The sequence below is a fragment of the Thermomonas sp. genome (assembly GCF_046293095.1).
Taxonomy (GTDB): domain Bacteria; phylum Pseudomonadota; class Gammaproteobacteria; order Xanthomonadales; family Xanthomonadaceae; genus Thermomonas.
Map to the genome: position 1 here is coordinate 1 of NZ_JBKBPN010000007.1, position 14,438 is coordinate 14,438.

12 protein-coding genes are annotated in these 14,438 nt (G+C 70.1%); 8 read left to right on the forward strand and 4 right to left on the reverse strand.

The window, feature by feature from the left end:
* Nucleotides 1-720 (reverse strand): hypothetical protein (locus tag ACK4SG_RS11545; protein WP_409602085.1); only part of this gene is annotated, 720 nt, incomplete at its 3' end.
* 653 nt (nucleotides 721-1,373) lie between these two features.
* On the opposite strand from ACK4SG_RS11545, the gene ACK4SG_RS11550 reads away from it, so the two are divergent.
* Nucleotides 1,374-3,005 carry a phytoene desaturase family protein gene (locus ACK4SG_RS11550; protein WP_409601903.1) on the forward strand — a complete coding sequence of 544 codons (1,632 nt, stop codon included), beginning with the start codon at nucleotides 1,374-1,376 and terminating at the stop codon, nucleotides 3,003-3,005.
* Nucleotides 3,006-3,177: 172 nt separating this feature from the next.
* On the opposite strand, the gene ACK4SG_RS11555 is transcribed toward ACK4SG_RS11550, so the two are convergent.
* Nucleotides 3,178-4,665 (reverse strand): AAA family ATPase, encoded by a 1,488-nt coding sequence (locus ACK4SG_RS11555; RefSeq protein WP_409601904.1) that lies wholly within the window; start codon nucleotides 4,663-4,665, stop codon nucleotides 3,178-3,180.
* Nucleotides 4,666-4,709: 44 nt separating this feature from the next.
* Here ACK4SG_RS11555 and glnE point away from each other — a divergent pair, with 44 nt between their 5' ends.
* Nucleotides 4,710-7,511 carry a bifunctional [glutamate--ammonia ligase]-adenylyl-L-tyrosine phosphorylase/[glutamate--ammonia-ligase] adenylyltransferase gene (gene glnE, locus ACK4SG_RS11560; RefSeq protein WP_409601905.1) on the forward strand — a complete coding sequence of 934 codons (2,802 nt, stop codon included), beginning with the start codon at nucleotides 4,710-4,712 and terminating at the stop codon, nucleotides 7,509-7,511.
* A gap of 66 nt (nucleotides 7,512-7,577) precedes the next feature.
* Here the strand turns inward: glnE and ACK4SG_RS11565 are convergent, their stop codons facing one another.
* Nucleotides 7,578-8,567, reverse strand: a complete 990-nt coding sequence (locus tag ACK4SG_RS11565) for a mitochondrial fission ELM1 family protein (RefSeq protein WP_409601906.1) — start codon at nucleotides 8,565-8,567, stop codon at nucleotides 7,578-7,580.
* Between the two features lie 94 nt (nucleotides 8,568-8,661).
* Here ACK4SG_RS11565 and ACK4SG_RS11570 point away from each other — a divergent pair, with 94 nt between their 5' ends.
* The 6 genes from ACK4SG_RS11570 to ACK4SG_RS11595 all read left to right on the forward strand — a co-directional run bounded on the left by ACK4SG_RS11570 (nucleotide 8,662) and on the right by ACK4SG_RS11595 (nucleotide 13,440).
* A complete protein-coding gene (locus tag ACK4SG_RS11570) occupies nucleotides 8,662-9,252 on the forward strand; it encodes a malonic semialdehyde reductase (protein ID WP_409601907.1) in 591 nt (196 codons plus the stop codon).
* Nucleotides 9,253-9,288: 36 nt separating this feature from the next.
* Nucleotides 9,289-9,993, forward strand: coding sequence for a YceI family protein (locus ACK4SG_RS11575; protein WP_409601908.1), 705 nt, complete (start codon nucleotides 9,289-9,291; stop codon nucleotides 9,991-9,993).
* Nucleotides 9,994-9,997: 4 nt separating this feature from the next.
* The gene (locus ACK4SG_RS11580) at nucleotides 9,998-10,705 is read left to right on the forward strand and encodes a pirin family protein (protein ID WP_409601909.1); all 708 of its coding nucleotides are present in this window, start codon (nucleotides 9,998-10,000) and stop codon (nucleotides 10,703-10,705) included.
* Between the two features lie 86 nt (nucleotides 10,706-10,791).
* Nucleotides 10,792-11,004, forward strand: a complete 213-nt coding sequence (locus ACK4SG_RS11585; RefSeq protein WP_409601910.1) for a zinc-finger domain-containing protein — start codon at nucleotides 10,792-10,794, stop codon at nucleotides 11,002-11,004.
* Between the two features lie 16 nt (nucleotides 11,005-11,020).
* Nucleotides 11,021-12,124 carry a glycosyltransferase gene (locus ACK4SG_RS11590; protein ID WP_409601911.1) on the forward strand — a complete coding sequence of 368 codons (1,104 nt, stop codon included), beginning with the start codon at nucleotides 11,021-11,023 and terminating at the stop codon, nucleotides 12,122-12,124.
* Nucleotides 12,121-13,440 carry an O-antigen ligase family protein gene (locus ACK4SG_RS11595; RefSeq protein WP_409601912.1) on the forward strand — a complete coding sequence of 440 codons (1,320 nt, stop codon included), beginning with the start codon at nucleotides 12,121-12,123 and terminating at the stop codon, nucleotides 13,438-13,440. The genes ACK4SG_RS11590 and ACK4SG_RS11595 overlap by 4 nt, the downstream gene beginning before the upstream one ends.
* Here the strand turns inward: ACK4SG_RS11595 and lpxL are convergent.
* Complete coding sequence (lpxL, locus tag ACK4SG_RS11600) at nucleotides 13,431-14,339, reverse strand: LpxL/LpxP family Kdo(2)-lipid IV(A) lauroyl/palmitoleoyl acyltransferase (RefSeq protein WP_409601913.1); 909 nt, start codon at nucleotides 14,337-14,339, stop codon at nucleotides 13,431-13,433. The genes ACK4SG_RS11595 and lpxL overlap by 10 nt on opposite strands.
* Nucleotides 14,340-14,438 lie beyond the last annotated feature (99 nt).

A 14,438-nucleotide genomic window follows, 5' to 3' on the forward strand; every position in this document is an offset into this window, starting at 1 on the left:
GGTCCGATGTGTTCGAATACATCGAGCGATTCCACAACCCGAGGATGCGACGTAGGGTCGCCAGGCAGGATCAGAAGTTCTCAGCTCTTTCACAACCGTCCGTGATTTCGGGGTAGAACCCGGGTCTTTCTCTAAGGCCTCTAGAGACGGGCGCAGCCATGTCACCCAAGTGTTTTTCAGTGTCTGGTGGGTTGAACTGTCGAGGGGGGCGAGGCTCTCGATGGCTTGCTGCAGGCAATTTGCCGCGGCTAGATTAGGTAATACGTCATTGAGCGGGTTAGGTTGGCCGCCCCTCAAGTTGGCCGCTGCGCGAACAGCGTTCGCGAGATCTCGGACGTGTGTAGCGTTCCGGCTGGTGGTGGAATGCTTTAAGACAAGCCATATCAGAGCGCGGAACGACTGCATGCTTCGAACGGGAAGTTCGCCCCGTCTGCCGACCATCAACCCTGCGGCGGCGTACTGCCCGGTCAGCTCAACGCGTAATCGACCTTTTTGCCCGTCAGGCAAAGAAAAATTGCGGCGCTCGAGGATCTTCTCCAAGACCGATCTGTACTGGTCCCCGCCGAGCAGTGCTGTTGCCCAAGGCACTGAATCGAAAACGCTGAGCAGCGCTTCTATAAGCCAGACTGCCTCGATTCCAGCCGGGGTTGGAAAAATGGCTGCGAGTGCGGCGTCGTCATCCGCGACCTCCCCGTTGGGCGTAGCTACCAGATCAGGCACACAGACTCAGGCTGGGCGTCGGAGTGTCAGGGTACACGTTCTACAAGGCTCTGTGTCCGATTTTGTATAGCTTAGATTGACTTTAAAGTAGATCGCCTGTCAGGGGTCGCCTAAGCATCTGATGTATAACGAAGTATTTTCCGGTATTTTGTACGGCAATGAGATATCCGATCGCACACGTTCTCATAATGTCGGTGGTTCGAGTCCACCCATAGCCACCAACCACGTGTCGCAGCCAACCCCGCGGATTCGCGGGGTTTTTTGTGCCTGCGCTCCCGCAGACACCGGCGCCATCACCGCATTTCGAGGGTGAGCACTCGCCGGGTTCTAACCGAATTTTTGCCGAGGGCAGCGGAGTTGCTCAGACCTTTCCTCGGCAAGGTCTGAATAATCCACTGAACCTTGGTGATTTCGCGGCACCATCCGATGCATTTTCAGGAACGGATGCCAGCGGCTGCTGGTGAACTGGGAGCCTTGACCGGAATGCACCATCACCCCGCGGACGGGTTGCATCGCCATGCGGTAGCGCCCAACGCCTGCAGCACCAGCATGTGTCTCGACGCTGCTTTCCGGGCCGGGATGGGCCACTTCAACAGGCCTTCCGTTTTCACGGCCGGGCGCGGATCATCGGCGCATCGTCCCGGATCCGGTGGGTGCACGTGCGCGACACGCAACAGGATGTCCTGATCATCGGCGGCGGCCACAACGGCCTGGTTTGCGCCGCCTATCTTGCGGGTGCCGGCCTGAAGGTGCGGGTGCTGGAGCGCCGCCACCTGGTCGGCGGCGCGGCGGTGACCGAGGAATTCCATCCCGGCTTCCGCAATTCGGTGGCCAGCTACACGGTCAGCCTGTTGAACCCGGCGGTGATCCGCGACCTGCGTCTGCACGAGCACGGCCTGCGCGTGGTCGAGCGGCCCTACGCGAATTTCCTGCCGCTGCCGGACGGGCGCAGTTTCCGCCTCGGCGGCGAGCACACGCAGAGCGAGGTGGCGAAGTGGTCGGCGCGCGATGCGCAGCGCCTGCCGGAGTACTACGCCATGCTCGATCGCATCGTCGTCGTGCTGCGCGAGCTGATGCGGCGCACGCCGCCGAACGTGAGCGATCGCTTCGTGCTGGCGGACTGGCTCCACTCCGCGGCGGTGGCGAAGCAGCTGAAGTCGCTGGACATGCGCGGCCGCCGCGACCTGCTGGACCTGTTCACCAAGTCCGCCGGCGAGCTGCTGGACGACTGGTTCGAGGGCGAGCCACTGAAGGCCGCGCTGGGTTGGGATTCGGTCGTCGGTAATTTCGCCAGCCCGTACACGCCGGGCAGCGCCTACGTGCTGCTGCACCATGTGTTCGGCGAGGTGAACGGCAAGGCCGGCGCGTGGGGCCACGCTATCGGCGGCATGGGCGCGATCACCCAGGCCATGCGCAAGGAGTGCGAAGCGCGCGGCGTGGCCATCGAAACAGAGGCCGAGGTGGCGCAGCTGCTGGTGGAAGGCGGCAAGGCGGTGGGCGTGACGCTGGCGGACGGGCGCGAGCTGCGCGCTGGCATCGTCGCCAGCAATCTCAACCCGAAGCTGCTGTATTCCAAACTGGTCAAGCCTGGCCAGCTGGACGATGACACCGCGCAGCGCATCCGCCGCTATCGCTGCGGGTCTGGCACCTTCCGCATGAACGTGGCGCTGTCGGAGTTGCCGGATTTCACCGCCATGCCCGGCACCCGGCTGCAGCCGCACCACCAGAGCGGCATCCTGATCGGGCCGTCGCTGCGGTATTTCGAGCAGGCCTATTTCGATGCCAAGTCGCGCGCGCACAACCCCGGCTGGGCGCGCAAGCCCATCGTCGAAGTGGTGATCTCCTCGACCCTGGACGACACACTGGCGCCGCCCGGCCAGCACGTGGCCAGCCTGTTCTGCCAGCAGGTGAACCCGGCCATCGCCGATGCGGACGGTGGTTGGGACGCGCACCGCGACACCGTGGCGAAGCTGATGATCGACACCGTCAACGACTACGCGCCCAACTTCGCCCGCAGCGTGCTGGGGTATGAAGCGTTGAGTCCGCTCGACCTGGAGCGGCGCATTGGCCTGATGGGGGGCGACATCTTCCACGGCGCGCTGGGGCTGGACCAGATGTTCAGCGCGCGCCCGCTGCTGGGCCAGGGCGCCTACCGCGGTGCGTTCGGCGGGTTGTACCTGTGCGGCTCCGGCAGCCATCCCGGTGGCGGCGTGACGGGCTTGCCGGGGCGCAACGCGGCGCGGGAAATCCTCAAGGACCTGGGCAAGGGGCCGCGGCCGGACTGACTGTTGCGTCGGCATTCGTGAACCGGCGAGTCCTTTTTTGCAGTGCAGCGTGCAAGGCACTAACGCTTCCTTCACGATCACCCCGCGTCCCGACGTGGGGGAGGGAGCAGGCCCGCTGAGACTCCGGTCGAAGCGGGCTTTTTTATGCCTGCGCTCCGGGTGACGCGCGGCCTCAGTCCGCCGGCACCGTGCGTGGCAGTGCCCAGTCGCGCAGCGCCTGCACCTGTTCGGCCATCACCACGGAAAGCGGTCGGGTGTCGCGGATCGCCTGCATCAGCAGGTGCGTGTCCAGGGTCCCGCCGCTGGCGTGCGCGGCATACAGGGCGCTGACGATGACCTGCTCGATCTCCGCGCCGGAATAGCCGTCCGCCGCGGCCGCCAGCGCGGACAGGTCGATCCGGTCGCGCGGCAGTCCGCGGCGGTCGAGGTGCAGGGCGAAGATCTCGGCGCGGGTCGCCGGGCCGGGCAGGTCGACGAAGAACAGTTCGTCGAAGCGGCCCTTGCGGAGCAGCTCCGCCGGCAGCTGTTGCACCTGGTTCGCGGTCGCGACGATGAAGACGCGACTGCGGCGCTCCGCCATCCAGGTCAGCAGGTGCCCCAGCACGCGCCGGGACAGTCCGCCGTCCGTATCGCCGCCGTCGGTGGCGAGCGCCTTCTCGATTTCGTCGATCCACAGCACGCAGGGCGCCAGCTGCTCGGTCGAGGCCAGGGCGTCGCGCAAGTTCTTTTCCGTCTCGCCCTGGTACTTGTCGTACAGGGCGCCGAAGTCCAGCCGCACCAGCGGCACGCCGAAGCCGCCGGCGACCGCCTTGGCCAGCAGGGACTTGCCGCAGCCCTGCACCCCGAGCAGCAGCATCCCGCGCGGCGGCGGCAATCCGGGCGGGGCGGGATCCTGGGTGAACGCCGGCCGGCGCTGTTCCACCCAGCGCTTCAGGCGCGCCGCACCCCCCACGTCGGCGAAGCGCGCGGTGTCGTACTCGTAATGCAGGTGTCCGCTCTTGTTGAGCAGGTCGAACTTGAGGCGCGCGAGTTCCGGCAGGTCGTCGAAGTCCAGCGCGCCGTCGCGCCAGATCAGGTGGCGGGCGATGCGGCGCGCATCGGTGAGGGTGAGACCGTGCAGGTTGCGGACGATCTGGCGCACCGCGTCGGCGTTCGCTTCCACCCGCCTGCCGCCGTTCTGAAGGGCGTACTCGCGTGCCTCGTCCTTGACCAGCTTGAGCAGGGCGTTGGCATCCGGCAGGCGCAGCGAGAAGCGGGCCGCGAACGGTGCCAGCGCCTCGGGGAGCTCGACCTTGGTGCCCACCAGGACCACGACGTGCGGCTGGCAGCCGCGGCGCTGGATGATGTCGCGCAGGGCGCGCTGGTAGCTGGCGTAACCGAGATAGGGCGTTGCGTCCATCAGCAGGTAGACGCCGCGCTGCTGGGCATCGCGCATCGCGTTGAGGGTGGCGCTGAGGTCGGGCGCGAGGCCGCTGTCGTCCTCGCGGTCCATGTCGATCCGGCGCAGGCCCTCGGTGACGCTCCAGCGGTACAGTGCCCGCCAGACGTGCATCAGCGACTGCCGGAACAGCTCCATCACCCGGTGTTCGTCCGGCGTTTCGATCACCAGCAGCGGGGTGTCCGCGCGGAGCAGCGCGGCAAGATCCAGCAATTCGCTCATGGTGGCGCACGATAGCCGCGCGCCGGCGATGCCACAATCAGGCCATGAGCGAAGACACCACGCCGGCGCTGGCCGGCATCCGCGAACGCGCCTTGGTGCGCCTGCGCGCTGCCGGCTGCGATTTCCAGGACGAGGCCGCCGTCGCGCGTCTGGCGCTGGCCAGCGATTTCGCCATTGACGTGCTGGCGCGCCAGGGCGCGCTGTTGGCGACGCTGCGGGCCGATGCGGCCACGCCGCTGGCGCCGCCGGTGCTGGCGCCCGATGCGCCCGGCGATTGGGCGCGCCAGCTGCGGCGCTACCGGCAAGCCGAGTCCACCCGGCTGGTGTGGCGCGACGTGGTCGAAGGCGCGGACGTGGAGGAAATCCTGGCCGGCAGCAGCGCGCTGGCGGAAACCTGCCTGCGCTTGGCGCTGGAGGCACTGGAAGCCGACTTCGCGCGCCGCTTCGGCGTGGTCCGCGCGGGCGACGGCACGCCGCAGCGGCTGGTGGTGTTCGGCCTGGGCAAGCTGGGCGGCAGCGAGCTGAACTTCAGCTCCGACATCGACCTGGTCTACGCCTACGAGCACGAAGGCGAGTCCGACGGCCCGCGCCCGCTGCACGCGCAGGATTACTTCGCGCGGCTGGGCCAGCAGCTGGCCAAGCTGCTGGACGAGGTGACGGCGGACGGCTTTTGCCACCGCGTGGACCTGCGGCTGCGCCCGTTCGGCAGCGCCGGCCGGATCGCGCTGTCGTTCGCGGCGATGGAGCAGTACTTCCAGCGCGAGGGCCGCGACTGGGAGCGCTACGCGTGGCAGAAGGCGCGGCCGGTGGCGGGCGACCTGGACGCCGGCGCGCGCCTGCTGGAGACGCTGCGGCCGTTCGTGTACCGGCGTTATCTGGACTACGGCGCGCTGGATGGCCTGCGCGCGATGAAGGCGATGATCGCTGCCGAGGTGGCGCGACAGGACATGGCCGACGACATCAAGCGGGGCCCGGGTGGCATCCGCGAGATCGAATTCCTGGCGCAGGCGCTGCAACTGATCCGCGGCGGACGCGAGCCGGCACTGCGCACCCGACGCTTGCTGCAGGCCCTGCACGCGCTGGCAGACGCTGGCCACATGGAGGTGGAGGCCGCCGAGGCGTTGGCGCAGGCTTACCGTTTCCTGCGCCGGCTGGAGAACCGCCTGCAGATGCTGGCGGATGCGCAGACGTATGCGCTGCCGGGTGATGCACTGACACAGGCGCGCATTGCAATCACGCTGGATTTCGCCGACTGGGCGGCGCTGGCGGCGGCCCTGGCCGGGCACCGGGCGCGCGTCACGGAGGAATTTTCCGCACTGCTGGCGCCGCGCCGCCGCCGCGCCAGTGGCAGCGACGCGCTGGCGGATTACTGGCGCGCCTTGCCCGACCACGGCGGGGCGGAGACGCTGGCGGCCGCCGGCTTCGCGCATGCCGGCGACCTGCATGCCGCCCTGCGCGATTTCGCGCGCACGCCCGGCGTGCGCGAGCTGTCGGATGCGGCGCGCGCGCGCCTCGACCGGGTGCTGCCTGCGCTGCTGCAGCAGGCCGCTGCGTCGGTCCAGCCCGATGCCGTGCTGCGGCGGGTGCTGCCGCTGCTGCACACGCTGCTGCGTCGCTCCAGTTACCTCGCGCTGCTTGACGAGCAGCCGGTGGCGGTGGCGCGCCTGGTCGATACCCTGGCCCGCAGCGCGCTGCTGGGCGAGCGGCTGGCCGCCTATCCGCTGCTGCTGGACGAGTTGCTGGACGTGCGCGTGGGCGGCGAGCTGCCGGATGCGGACGCGATGCGGGCGCAGTGTGCCGCGGTGCTGCGCGACGGCGATATCGAGGCGTCGCTGGACGCGCTGAACGAAGTGCGGCAAGCACTCAGCTTCCGCTTCGCGCTGGCGCTGCTGGACGGCCGCATCGATGCGCAGGACTGCGCGCGTCGGCTGGCCCGGCTGGCCGATGCGGTGGTCGCCTGCGTGCTGCGGTTGGCGACGGACGAGGTGCGGGCGGCGCACGGCGAGATCCCCGGCGGCCGCTTCGCCGTGCTGGGGTACGGCACCCTGGGCGGCGAGGAACTGGGCTTCGGCTCGGATCTGGACCTGGTGTTCCTGTTCGATGCGCCGATCGAGGCGATGTCCGACGGCCCGCGCCCGCTGGATGCGCCGCGCTGGTATGCGCGGCTGGGACAGAAGATCGTGGCCCTGCTGGGCGTGCGGACGGGTGCTGGCCGCTTGTTCGATGTCGATGTGCGCCTGCGCCCGGACGGCGCCAAGGGCCTGCTGGTATCGACGCTGGCCAGCTTCACCGACTACCAGCGCCACCGGGCGTGGACCTGGGAGCATCAGGCGCTGGTGCGCGCCCGCGCGATTGCCGGCGATGCGGCGCTGGCGGCCGTGTTCGAGGCCGTGCGTGCCGAGGTGCTGTCGATGCCGCGTGCAGCGGATGCGCTGGCCAACGACGTGGGGTCGATGCGGCGCCGGATGCGCGCCGAACTGGACCGGAGCGACGCTGCGCTGTTCGACTTGAAGCAGGGTGAGGGCGGCCTGGTCGATCTGGAGTTCCTGCTGCAGTTCCTGGTGCTGCGCGACGCTGCCCGCGCACCGGCACTGCGGGTGCCGCGCGCCACTGCGGCATTGCTGGATGCGGCGCATGCGGTGGGGGCGCTGGATGCGGCCACCCACGCGGCGCTGGTGCAGGCGCACGCCGACCTGCTGGATACCGGCCTGCGCTGCACGCTGGATCGACGCCCGCGGCGTGCGCCGAACGACGCCCGCATTGTGCAGGCCCGCGCCGCCATCCGCGCGGCGATCGATGCGCAGGGGCTGCAGTTCGTGGACGGGGGGCAGGCCGCGGGTCAGTGACCCTTCGCCGTCGCAGAGGACGGTGGGTGCATCGCCCAGCGTTGCCGTGGCGCATGTCGTCCGTGGTCAGGCCTTGGCCGACATCGGGGCAGTGGCCAGCCCCAGGCGTTCGCGCACGACCTCGGCCACGCGTGCGGTTTCGCGCAGCGGCGTGACGGGGAAGGCCGCCAACGCCTCGTCCAGCGGGCGTGCTCGGCCGCTGGCCAGCAGGGCGTCGAGGAACTGGCGCGGCCGGCCCTGCAGCCGCTCCGGCGCCCATGCGAACAGCGGCGCGCGGGTCGCTGCGGCCTCGCTGAGCATGTTCACCGAATCCGGCGTGCAGACCAGCCGGTCGGCGCAGGCCAGCAGCCCGGCATAGGGGTTGGCGCCGTCGCCGGTGTCGCGCCAGCGCAGGCCGGGCAGCGCGGCATCCACGCGTCCCAGCGCCGCGCGCCAGCCGGGCGGCGTGCGCCGCGAGGCGATCGCGCTGAAGCTGCCGCCTTCCGCGCGTGCCTGCGCTGCCAGCCGCTGCAGCAGCGATTCGAAAGCGTCGTCGTCCAGCCCCGCATGCCGGGTGGGCCCGCCGACCAGCAGCACCGTGTGCGGGGAAGGCAGGGCGGCCAGCGCGGGAAACGCGGCAATCGCGCAAAGCAGATAATCGTCGTCCACCGGATGCAGGCTGCCCAGCGTGGCCACCACGTTGTCGCCGCGCAGGCCGTCATGGGCCGGTGCGACCACCAAATCCCAGTGGCGGGTGTCAAGGCGCGGGTCCAGGATCTGCACCGCCATGCTGCCGCGCGTGCGCAGCAGCCGGGTGGCCAGCGCGGCCTGACGGCCGCAGCCGATGGCCAGGGCGGGGGGCTGCCGACGCAGCGCAGCGAAGTCCGGACCGAACGCGGCACCATCGCCGGGGAGCCTGCGCGGCGCCCACCAGCGCCAGGGGGCGCGCGCTGCCAGCACATGTGCATCGGGATGCGGAGTCAGGGCATGCGCCAGTGCCAGTGCCTGCCGGGCATTGCCTGCGCGGCCGTCGTGCAGGGCGCAAATGGCAGGGGGCGAAGGCGCGCTTCGTTGCATGTTCTGCATCTATTCGTTCCGAATATGCTGCATTGCGCGCGCCAGTGGAACTATACACTGTGCACTGTCGCCCATACACGATACAGGGAATGCCATGTCCTCGATGCTCTCCGATGCCGCGCTCGACCAGCTGTTCCGCACCGCCCGTACCTACAACGCCTTCACCGGCGAGGTGTCGGACGAGACCCTGCGCCGGCTGTATGACCTGATGAAGTTCGGCCCCACCGAGGCCAACACCACGCCGTCGCGCATCGTGTTCGTGAAGTCGGACGAGGCCAAGGCCAAGCTGGGCCCGGCGCTGAGCGAGGGCAATTACAAGAAGACCATGGCGGCCCCCGTGGTGGCCATCGTGGGCTACGACATGCGCTTCTACGAGAAGCTGCCGGTGCTGTTTCCGCACACCGACGCCAAGGCCTGGTTCGAGCACCGCGACGAGGCCAATCTGGCCTGGGTGGCGATGCGCAGCAGCGCCCTGCAGACCGCCTACTTGATCCTGGCTGCGCGCGCATTGGGGCTGGACTGCGGGCCAATGACCGGCTTCGACAATGCCAAGGTGGACGAAGCGTTCTTCGCCGGCACGTCCGTCCGTTCCAACATCCTGGTCAACTTGGGCCATGGCGACCCCGCCAGCATCTTCCCGCGTTCCCCGCGCCTGGGCTTCGACGAAGCCTGCCGCATCGCCTGACCCCTCTCGCCCCCTACATCCATTCGGCTCCCGCCCATGAAGACCACGATCCGCACCCTGTTGTTGCCGTTGGCCATCGCTGCAGCCGTCACCGCCTGCAGCCAATCGGCCGCGCCGGCTGCCAGCGCGCCCGTTGCCGCACCGGTTGCCGCCCAGGCCCCCGCCGCTGCTCCGGCCGTCGCGGCGATCACGCCCGTGTCCGGCACCTACGTGCTCGACCCCAGCCACACCGACGTGCTGGCGCAGTGGACCCACTTCGGGTTCTCCCAGCCCAGCGCCCACTTCGCCATCAGCGAGGGCACCCTGGTGTATGACGCCGCCGACGTCAGCAAGTCCAGCGTCCAGGTCACCCTCCCGGTCACCGCCATCGACACCTTCGTGGACAAGCTGGACGAGCATCTGAAGAGCGGTGATTTCTTCGACGTCGCCGCGTTCCCGACTGCCACCTTCAAGAGCACCCGCGTGGCCGCCGCCGGCCCCAATAAGCTCACCGTAACCGGCGAGCTGACCCTCAAGGGCATCACCCGGCCGGTGACCCTGGACGTCACCCTCAACGGCGCCGGCGAGCACCCGATGCTGAAGAAGCAGGCGATCGGTTTCTCCGCCACCGCCACCGTCAAGCGCACCGACTTCGGCGTGGGCGCCTATGCGCCGAACGTCAGTGACGAGGTGCAGCTGCGCATCACCACCGAAGGCACGCTGGCCGACGCGCCGGCCGCCGACGCCGCGCCGCAGGGCTGAGGCCATGATCGTCGAACGCCCGGCCGCGGCGCGCGGTGCGGTGGACCTGGGCTGGCTGCAGAGCCGGCACACGTTTTCCTTCGGTCACTACTACGATCCGGCGTGGATGGGCTTCGGCGTGCTGCGCGTCATCAACGAGGACACCGTCGCGCCTGGCGGCGGGTTCGCCCCGCACCGCCACGCCAACATGGAAATCATCAGCGTGGTGCTGGACGGAGCGCTGGCGCACAAGGACAGCGCCGGCAACGCCGGCGTGATCCATGCCGGCGACGTGCAGTGGATGAGTGCCGGCCACGGCATCGAGCACAGCGAGTACAACGGCTCGGACGTCGCGCCGGTGCACTTCCTGCAGATCTGGATCCAGCCGGCGCGCCTCAACCACGCGCCGGCCTACGACCAGAAGCACTTCGCGCCGGACGACCGCCGAGGACGCTGGGTGGCGCTGGCCGCCCCGGACGGCGCCGACGGGGCCATCGCGCTGCGCCAGGACGCCATCCTCCGCGCCACCCGCCTGCTGGCGGGAGATGCGCTGGACGCCGCGTTGGATCCGGGCCGTCGCTACTGGCTGCACGTGGCCGCCGGCGAAGTCGCCGTGGGCGAGCGCGTGCTGGCGGCCGGCGATGCGCTGGGGCTGGTCGAAGAGGGCGGCACGCTGGCCCTGCGCGGCCTGGCCGCCGTCAGCGATGTGCTGTTGTTTGAATTGCCGGCGTAAGCTGCGGGCAGGCCACGGGCGGCCGGTGCACCTGCTTCCGCGCCCCCTGCGGTAAACTCCCACGGTTCCGCACGATTGCATCCATCATGGCCGAGCCTGCCCGTCCTGCTTCCACGTCCCCCGGCGCCGATGCCGCCCGCTCGCACTACGAAGTGCGTCGAGCCGACCTGCCGCTGAGCTGCCCGCTGCCGTCGATGGCGGTGTGGAACGAGCATCCGCGCGTGTACCTGTCGATCGTGGAAGAAGGCGGTCGCAGCAAGTGCCCGTACTGCGGCACCACCTACGTCCTGGTCGACTGAGCCTGCGGCGCCCGCGATGCGCCGCCTGACCGTGGTGCAGCTGCTGCCGGCGCTGGACGCGGGCGGTGTCGAACGCTCCACCCTGGAAATCGCCGACGCCCTGGTGCGCGCCGGCCATCGCGCCGTGGTTGTTTCCGCTGGCGGCCGGCTGCTGCCGCGGCTTGAGGCGCTGGGTGCGCAGCACGTGGCGCTGGACATCGGTCGCAAGTCGCCGTGGGTGCTCCGCCACGTGCCCGCACTGCGGCGCCTGGTCCGTGATGCGGACATCGTCCACGCACGCTCGCGCCTGCCGGCATGGCTGGCGTGGCTGGCGTTGCGCGGGATGGGCGACGGTGGGCCGCGTTTCATCACCACCGCCCACGGCCTGAATTCGCCGTCCCGCTACAGCGCCATCATGGCGCGCGGCGAGCGGGTCATTTGCGTGTCGCGCACCGTGCGCGCCCATCTGCTGCGGCATTACCCGTGGGTGGATCCCGCCCGGCTGGTGGTGATTCCGCGCGGGATCGACGCGGCGGAGTTCCCGCCGGCGCCCTGGCCGGACCGCGCTGCGCGCACGCGCGTGGCGGCGCTGCATCCGGCGCTTGGCGGTACGGGGCCGCTGCTGCTGCTGCCCGGCCGCGGCACCCGCCTGAAGGGCCACACCGATGCCATCGCCCTGCTTGCGGCGCTGCGTGCAGGAGGGGACGACGTCCGCCTCTGGTTGCCGGGCGCGCTGCAGGCCGGGCGCGAGGCTTACCTGGACGAATTGCGGGGGCTGGCGCGCAGCGCTGGCGTGGAGGCGGCGCTGGCGATCACCGCGCCGACCGCTGCGATCGCGGAAGCCTACGCAGCCAGTGACCTGGTCCTGCAGCTGTCGCGCAAGCCGGAAGCGTTCGGGCGCACGGTGATCGAGGCGCTGTCGGTGGGCCGGCCGGTGCTGGGCTGGGCGCATGGCGGGGTCGGCGAGCTGCTGGAAGAGCTGCAGCCTGCGGGCGCGGTGACGACCTTCGATACCGATGCATTGGCTGTGCGCGCCCGTGCGCTGCTGCACGCCCCGCCATCGCCATCGGCGGCAATGCCCTATACCCTTCGCGCGATGCAGGAGGCGACCTTGGCGCTGTACGGGAGCATGGCCGGATGATCGCGATCGAGACACAGAGACAGGCGCCGGGCTGGCGGTGGGCACCCGCCTGGGTGCTGACCTTCGTGGCGCTCTGGCCTGCACGCGGCATCGCCGAGGCGGTGCTGGTGCTGGGCGCGCTGGCGGGTCTGACCAGGCTGCTGGCCAGCCGCTTCCGTGGCGGGGAGCAGTTGCTGGGTGGGCCCGCCTGGGCGCTCACCTCGGTGCTGTTTGCCGCCTACTGGTTGCCCGAAGTGCTGGCGGCAGTGGATGCCGAGGACGGCCTGCGCGCGCTGCGCGAGGTGCTGATCGACCTGCGCTATCTGCCCTTCCTCTGGGTGGTGGCCGCCGCGGTTGCCAACGAGCAAGGCCGACGCAGGACATTCGGCGGGCTGGCAGTCATCGCGCTGGCATGGACCGCGGATGCGCTGGTCGAGGCCGCCATCGGCACCAGTCCGCTGTTCTGGCTCCTCGACCAGGCCAAGCACGCGATCAGCGGCCACGGCATGTGCTCGGCCCGCGAGATCGCCGCAGCGGACCGCTTGTCGGGCGTGCTGGGGCCTTGCAACCTCAAGCTGGGCATCGTGCTGGCCAGCCTGTCGCCGTTCGCCCTGGCGGCTGCGCGCGAGCGCCTGGGGCAGGCGGGCTGGCTGCTGGCCGCCGCGGCGATGGGCGTTGTGCTGATCCTGGCCGGTTCGCGGGCCTCGTGGCTGACCTTCGCGCTGGTGCTGGTGTGGACCGGCTGGCGCGCGTTGGGGGCGCGCAGGCTGGCGGCACTCTTCGTGGCCAGCGCGCTGGTGCTGGCCGCGGCCAGCGCGGTTTCGCCGCAAGTGCACCAACGCGTGCAGCGCACCGCACTGGCGTTGACCGCGCAGCCGGACGGAGTGGATGCCGCGCTGTCCGGCCGGGGTCGCATCTGGTCTGCCGCACTGTGCATGATCCGCGAACATCCCATCAACGGCGTGGGGCCGCGCGCCTTCCGCGAGGCGTTTCCGGCGTGTGATCCGGAGCCTGGCAGGCCAGCGGCCTGGGGTAGCGGCGCCGCCTTCCACGCCCACCAGATCGTGCTGGAGGTGCTCAGCGAAACCGGCGTGCTGGGCCTGTTGCTGTGGCTCGCCGGTGCGGCGCTGGCGTGGCGGGCCTGGCGCTATGCCGCCCCCGCCGCACGCGAGCGTGCCCGGCCTGCGATGCTGGCACTGGCGGCCAGCGTATTCCCGCTCAACACCCACCTTGCGGCGTATTCGACCTTCTGGGGCAGCGTGCTGCTGCTGCTCGCCGCGCTGTACGCGGGCAGCCTGTGGGGCCGCGATGGCCCGGAGGACGCCGCTCAGTCGTAGCGCGACCGGCCGTCCGGCTGGCGCTTGAAGCGCCGGTGCAGCCAGAGGTACTGCGATGGCGCCTCACGCACCATCGCTTCGATCGCCGCGTTGATCGCGGTGCTGTCGGCTACGGCGTCCCCGGTCGGGAACGGTGCCAGGGGCTCACCGATGCGCAGGACATATCGGCTGCCTTCGCGGCGATGGAAGAACGGCACCACCGCGCAACCGGTCATCCGCGCGAACTGGTGGGTGGCGGTGATGGTGGCAGCGGGAATACCGAAGAAGGGCGCGAACACGGTGTCCTTGCCGCGCATGTCCTGGTCCGGGGCATACCAGAGCATGCCGCCGCGCTTGAGGTGGCGGATCGCCGCGCGGGTATCGCCGTTGCCGAACATCGCGCTGGCATAGCGCAGCCGACCGCGCAGCACGGCCCATTCCATCACCGGGCTGCGATGCTTGCGGTACATGCCGGCCAGCGGCACGTGGTCGCACAGCAGGCGGCCGCACAGCTCCAGGGTCATGAAGTGGCCGGAGACCAGCAGCACGCCGCGCCCCTCGGCCTGCAGGCGCTGGAGGATGTCGAGGCCCTCGATGCGGGCAGTGGCGCGCATCGGCGCGACGTCACCCCACCAAGCGCGGGCGAACTCGAACAGGCCGATGCCGACGTCGCGGAAGTTGGCGCGCAGCAGCGCCTCGCGCGCAGCGTCGTCCAGCTCCGGCAGGCACAGCGCCAGGTTGGTGCGCGCGGCTTCACGCCGGTCGGGCAGCAGGTGCAGCGCCAGCCAGCCGGTAGCGGCGCCCAGTGCGCGCTGCAGGCCCCAGGGCAGCCGCGCCAGCGCCATGCACAGGCCCACGCCCAGCCACACGGGCCAGTGGCGCGGTGCCAGCGAAGGGCGGTCGGGTGTCGTCGTGCGCATGCCCCGATTCTAGTGGCAGCACCGGGGGCTGGCGATGCGCGGCGCCGCGGGCGCTGCGCCACGCGCAGTGTTCTACGCCCCCGCGCCTTCGCTATCCTG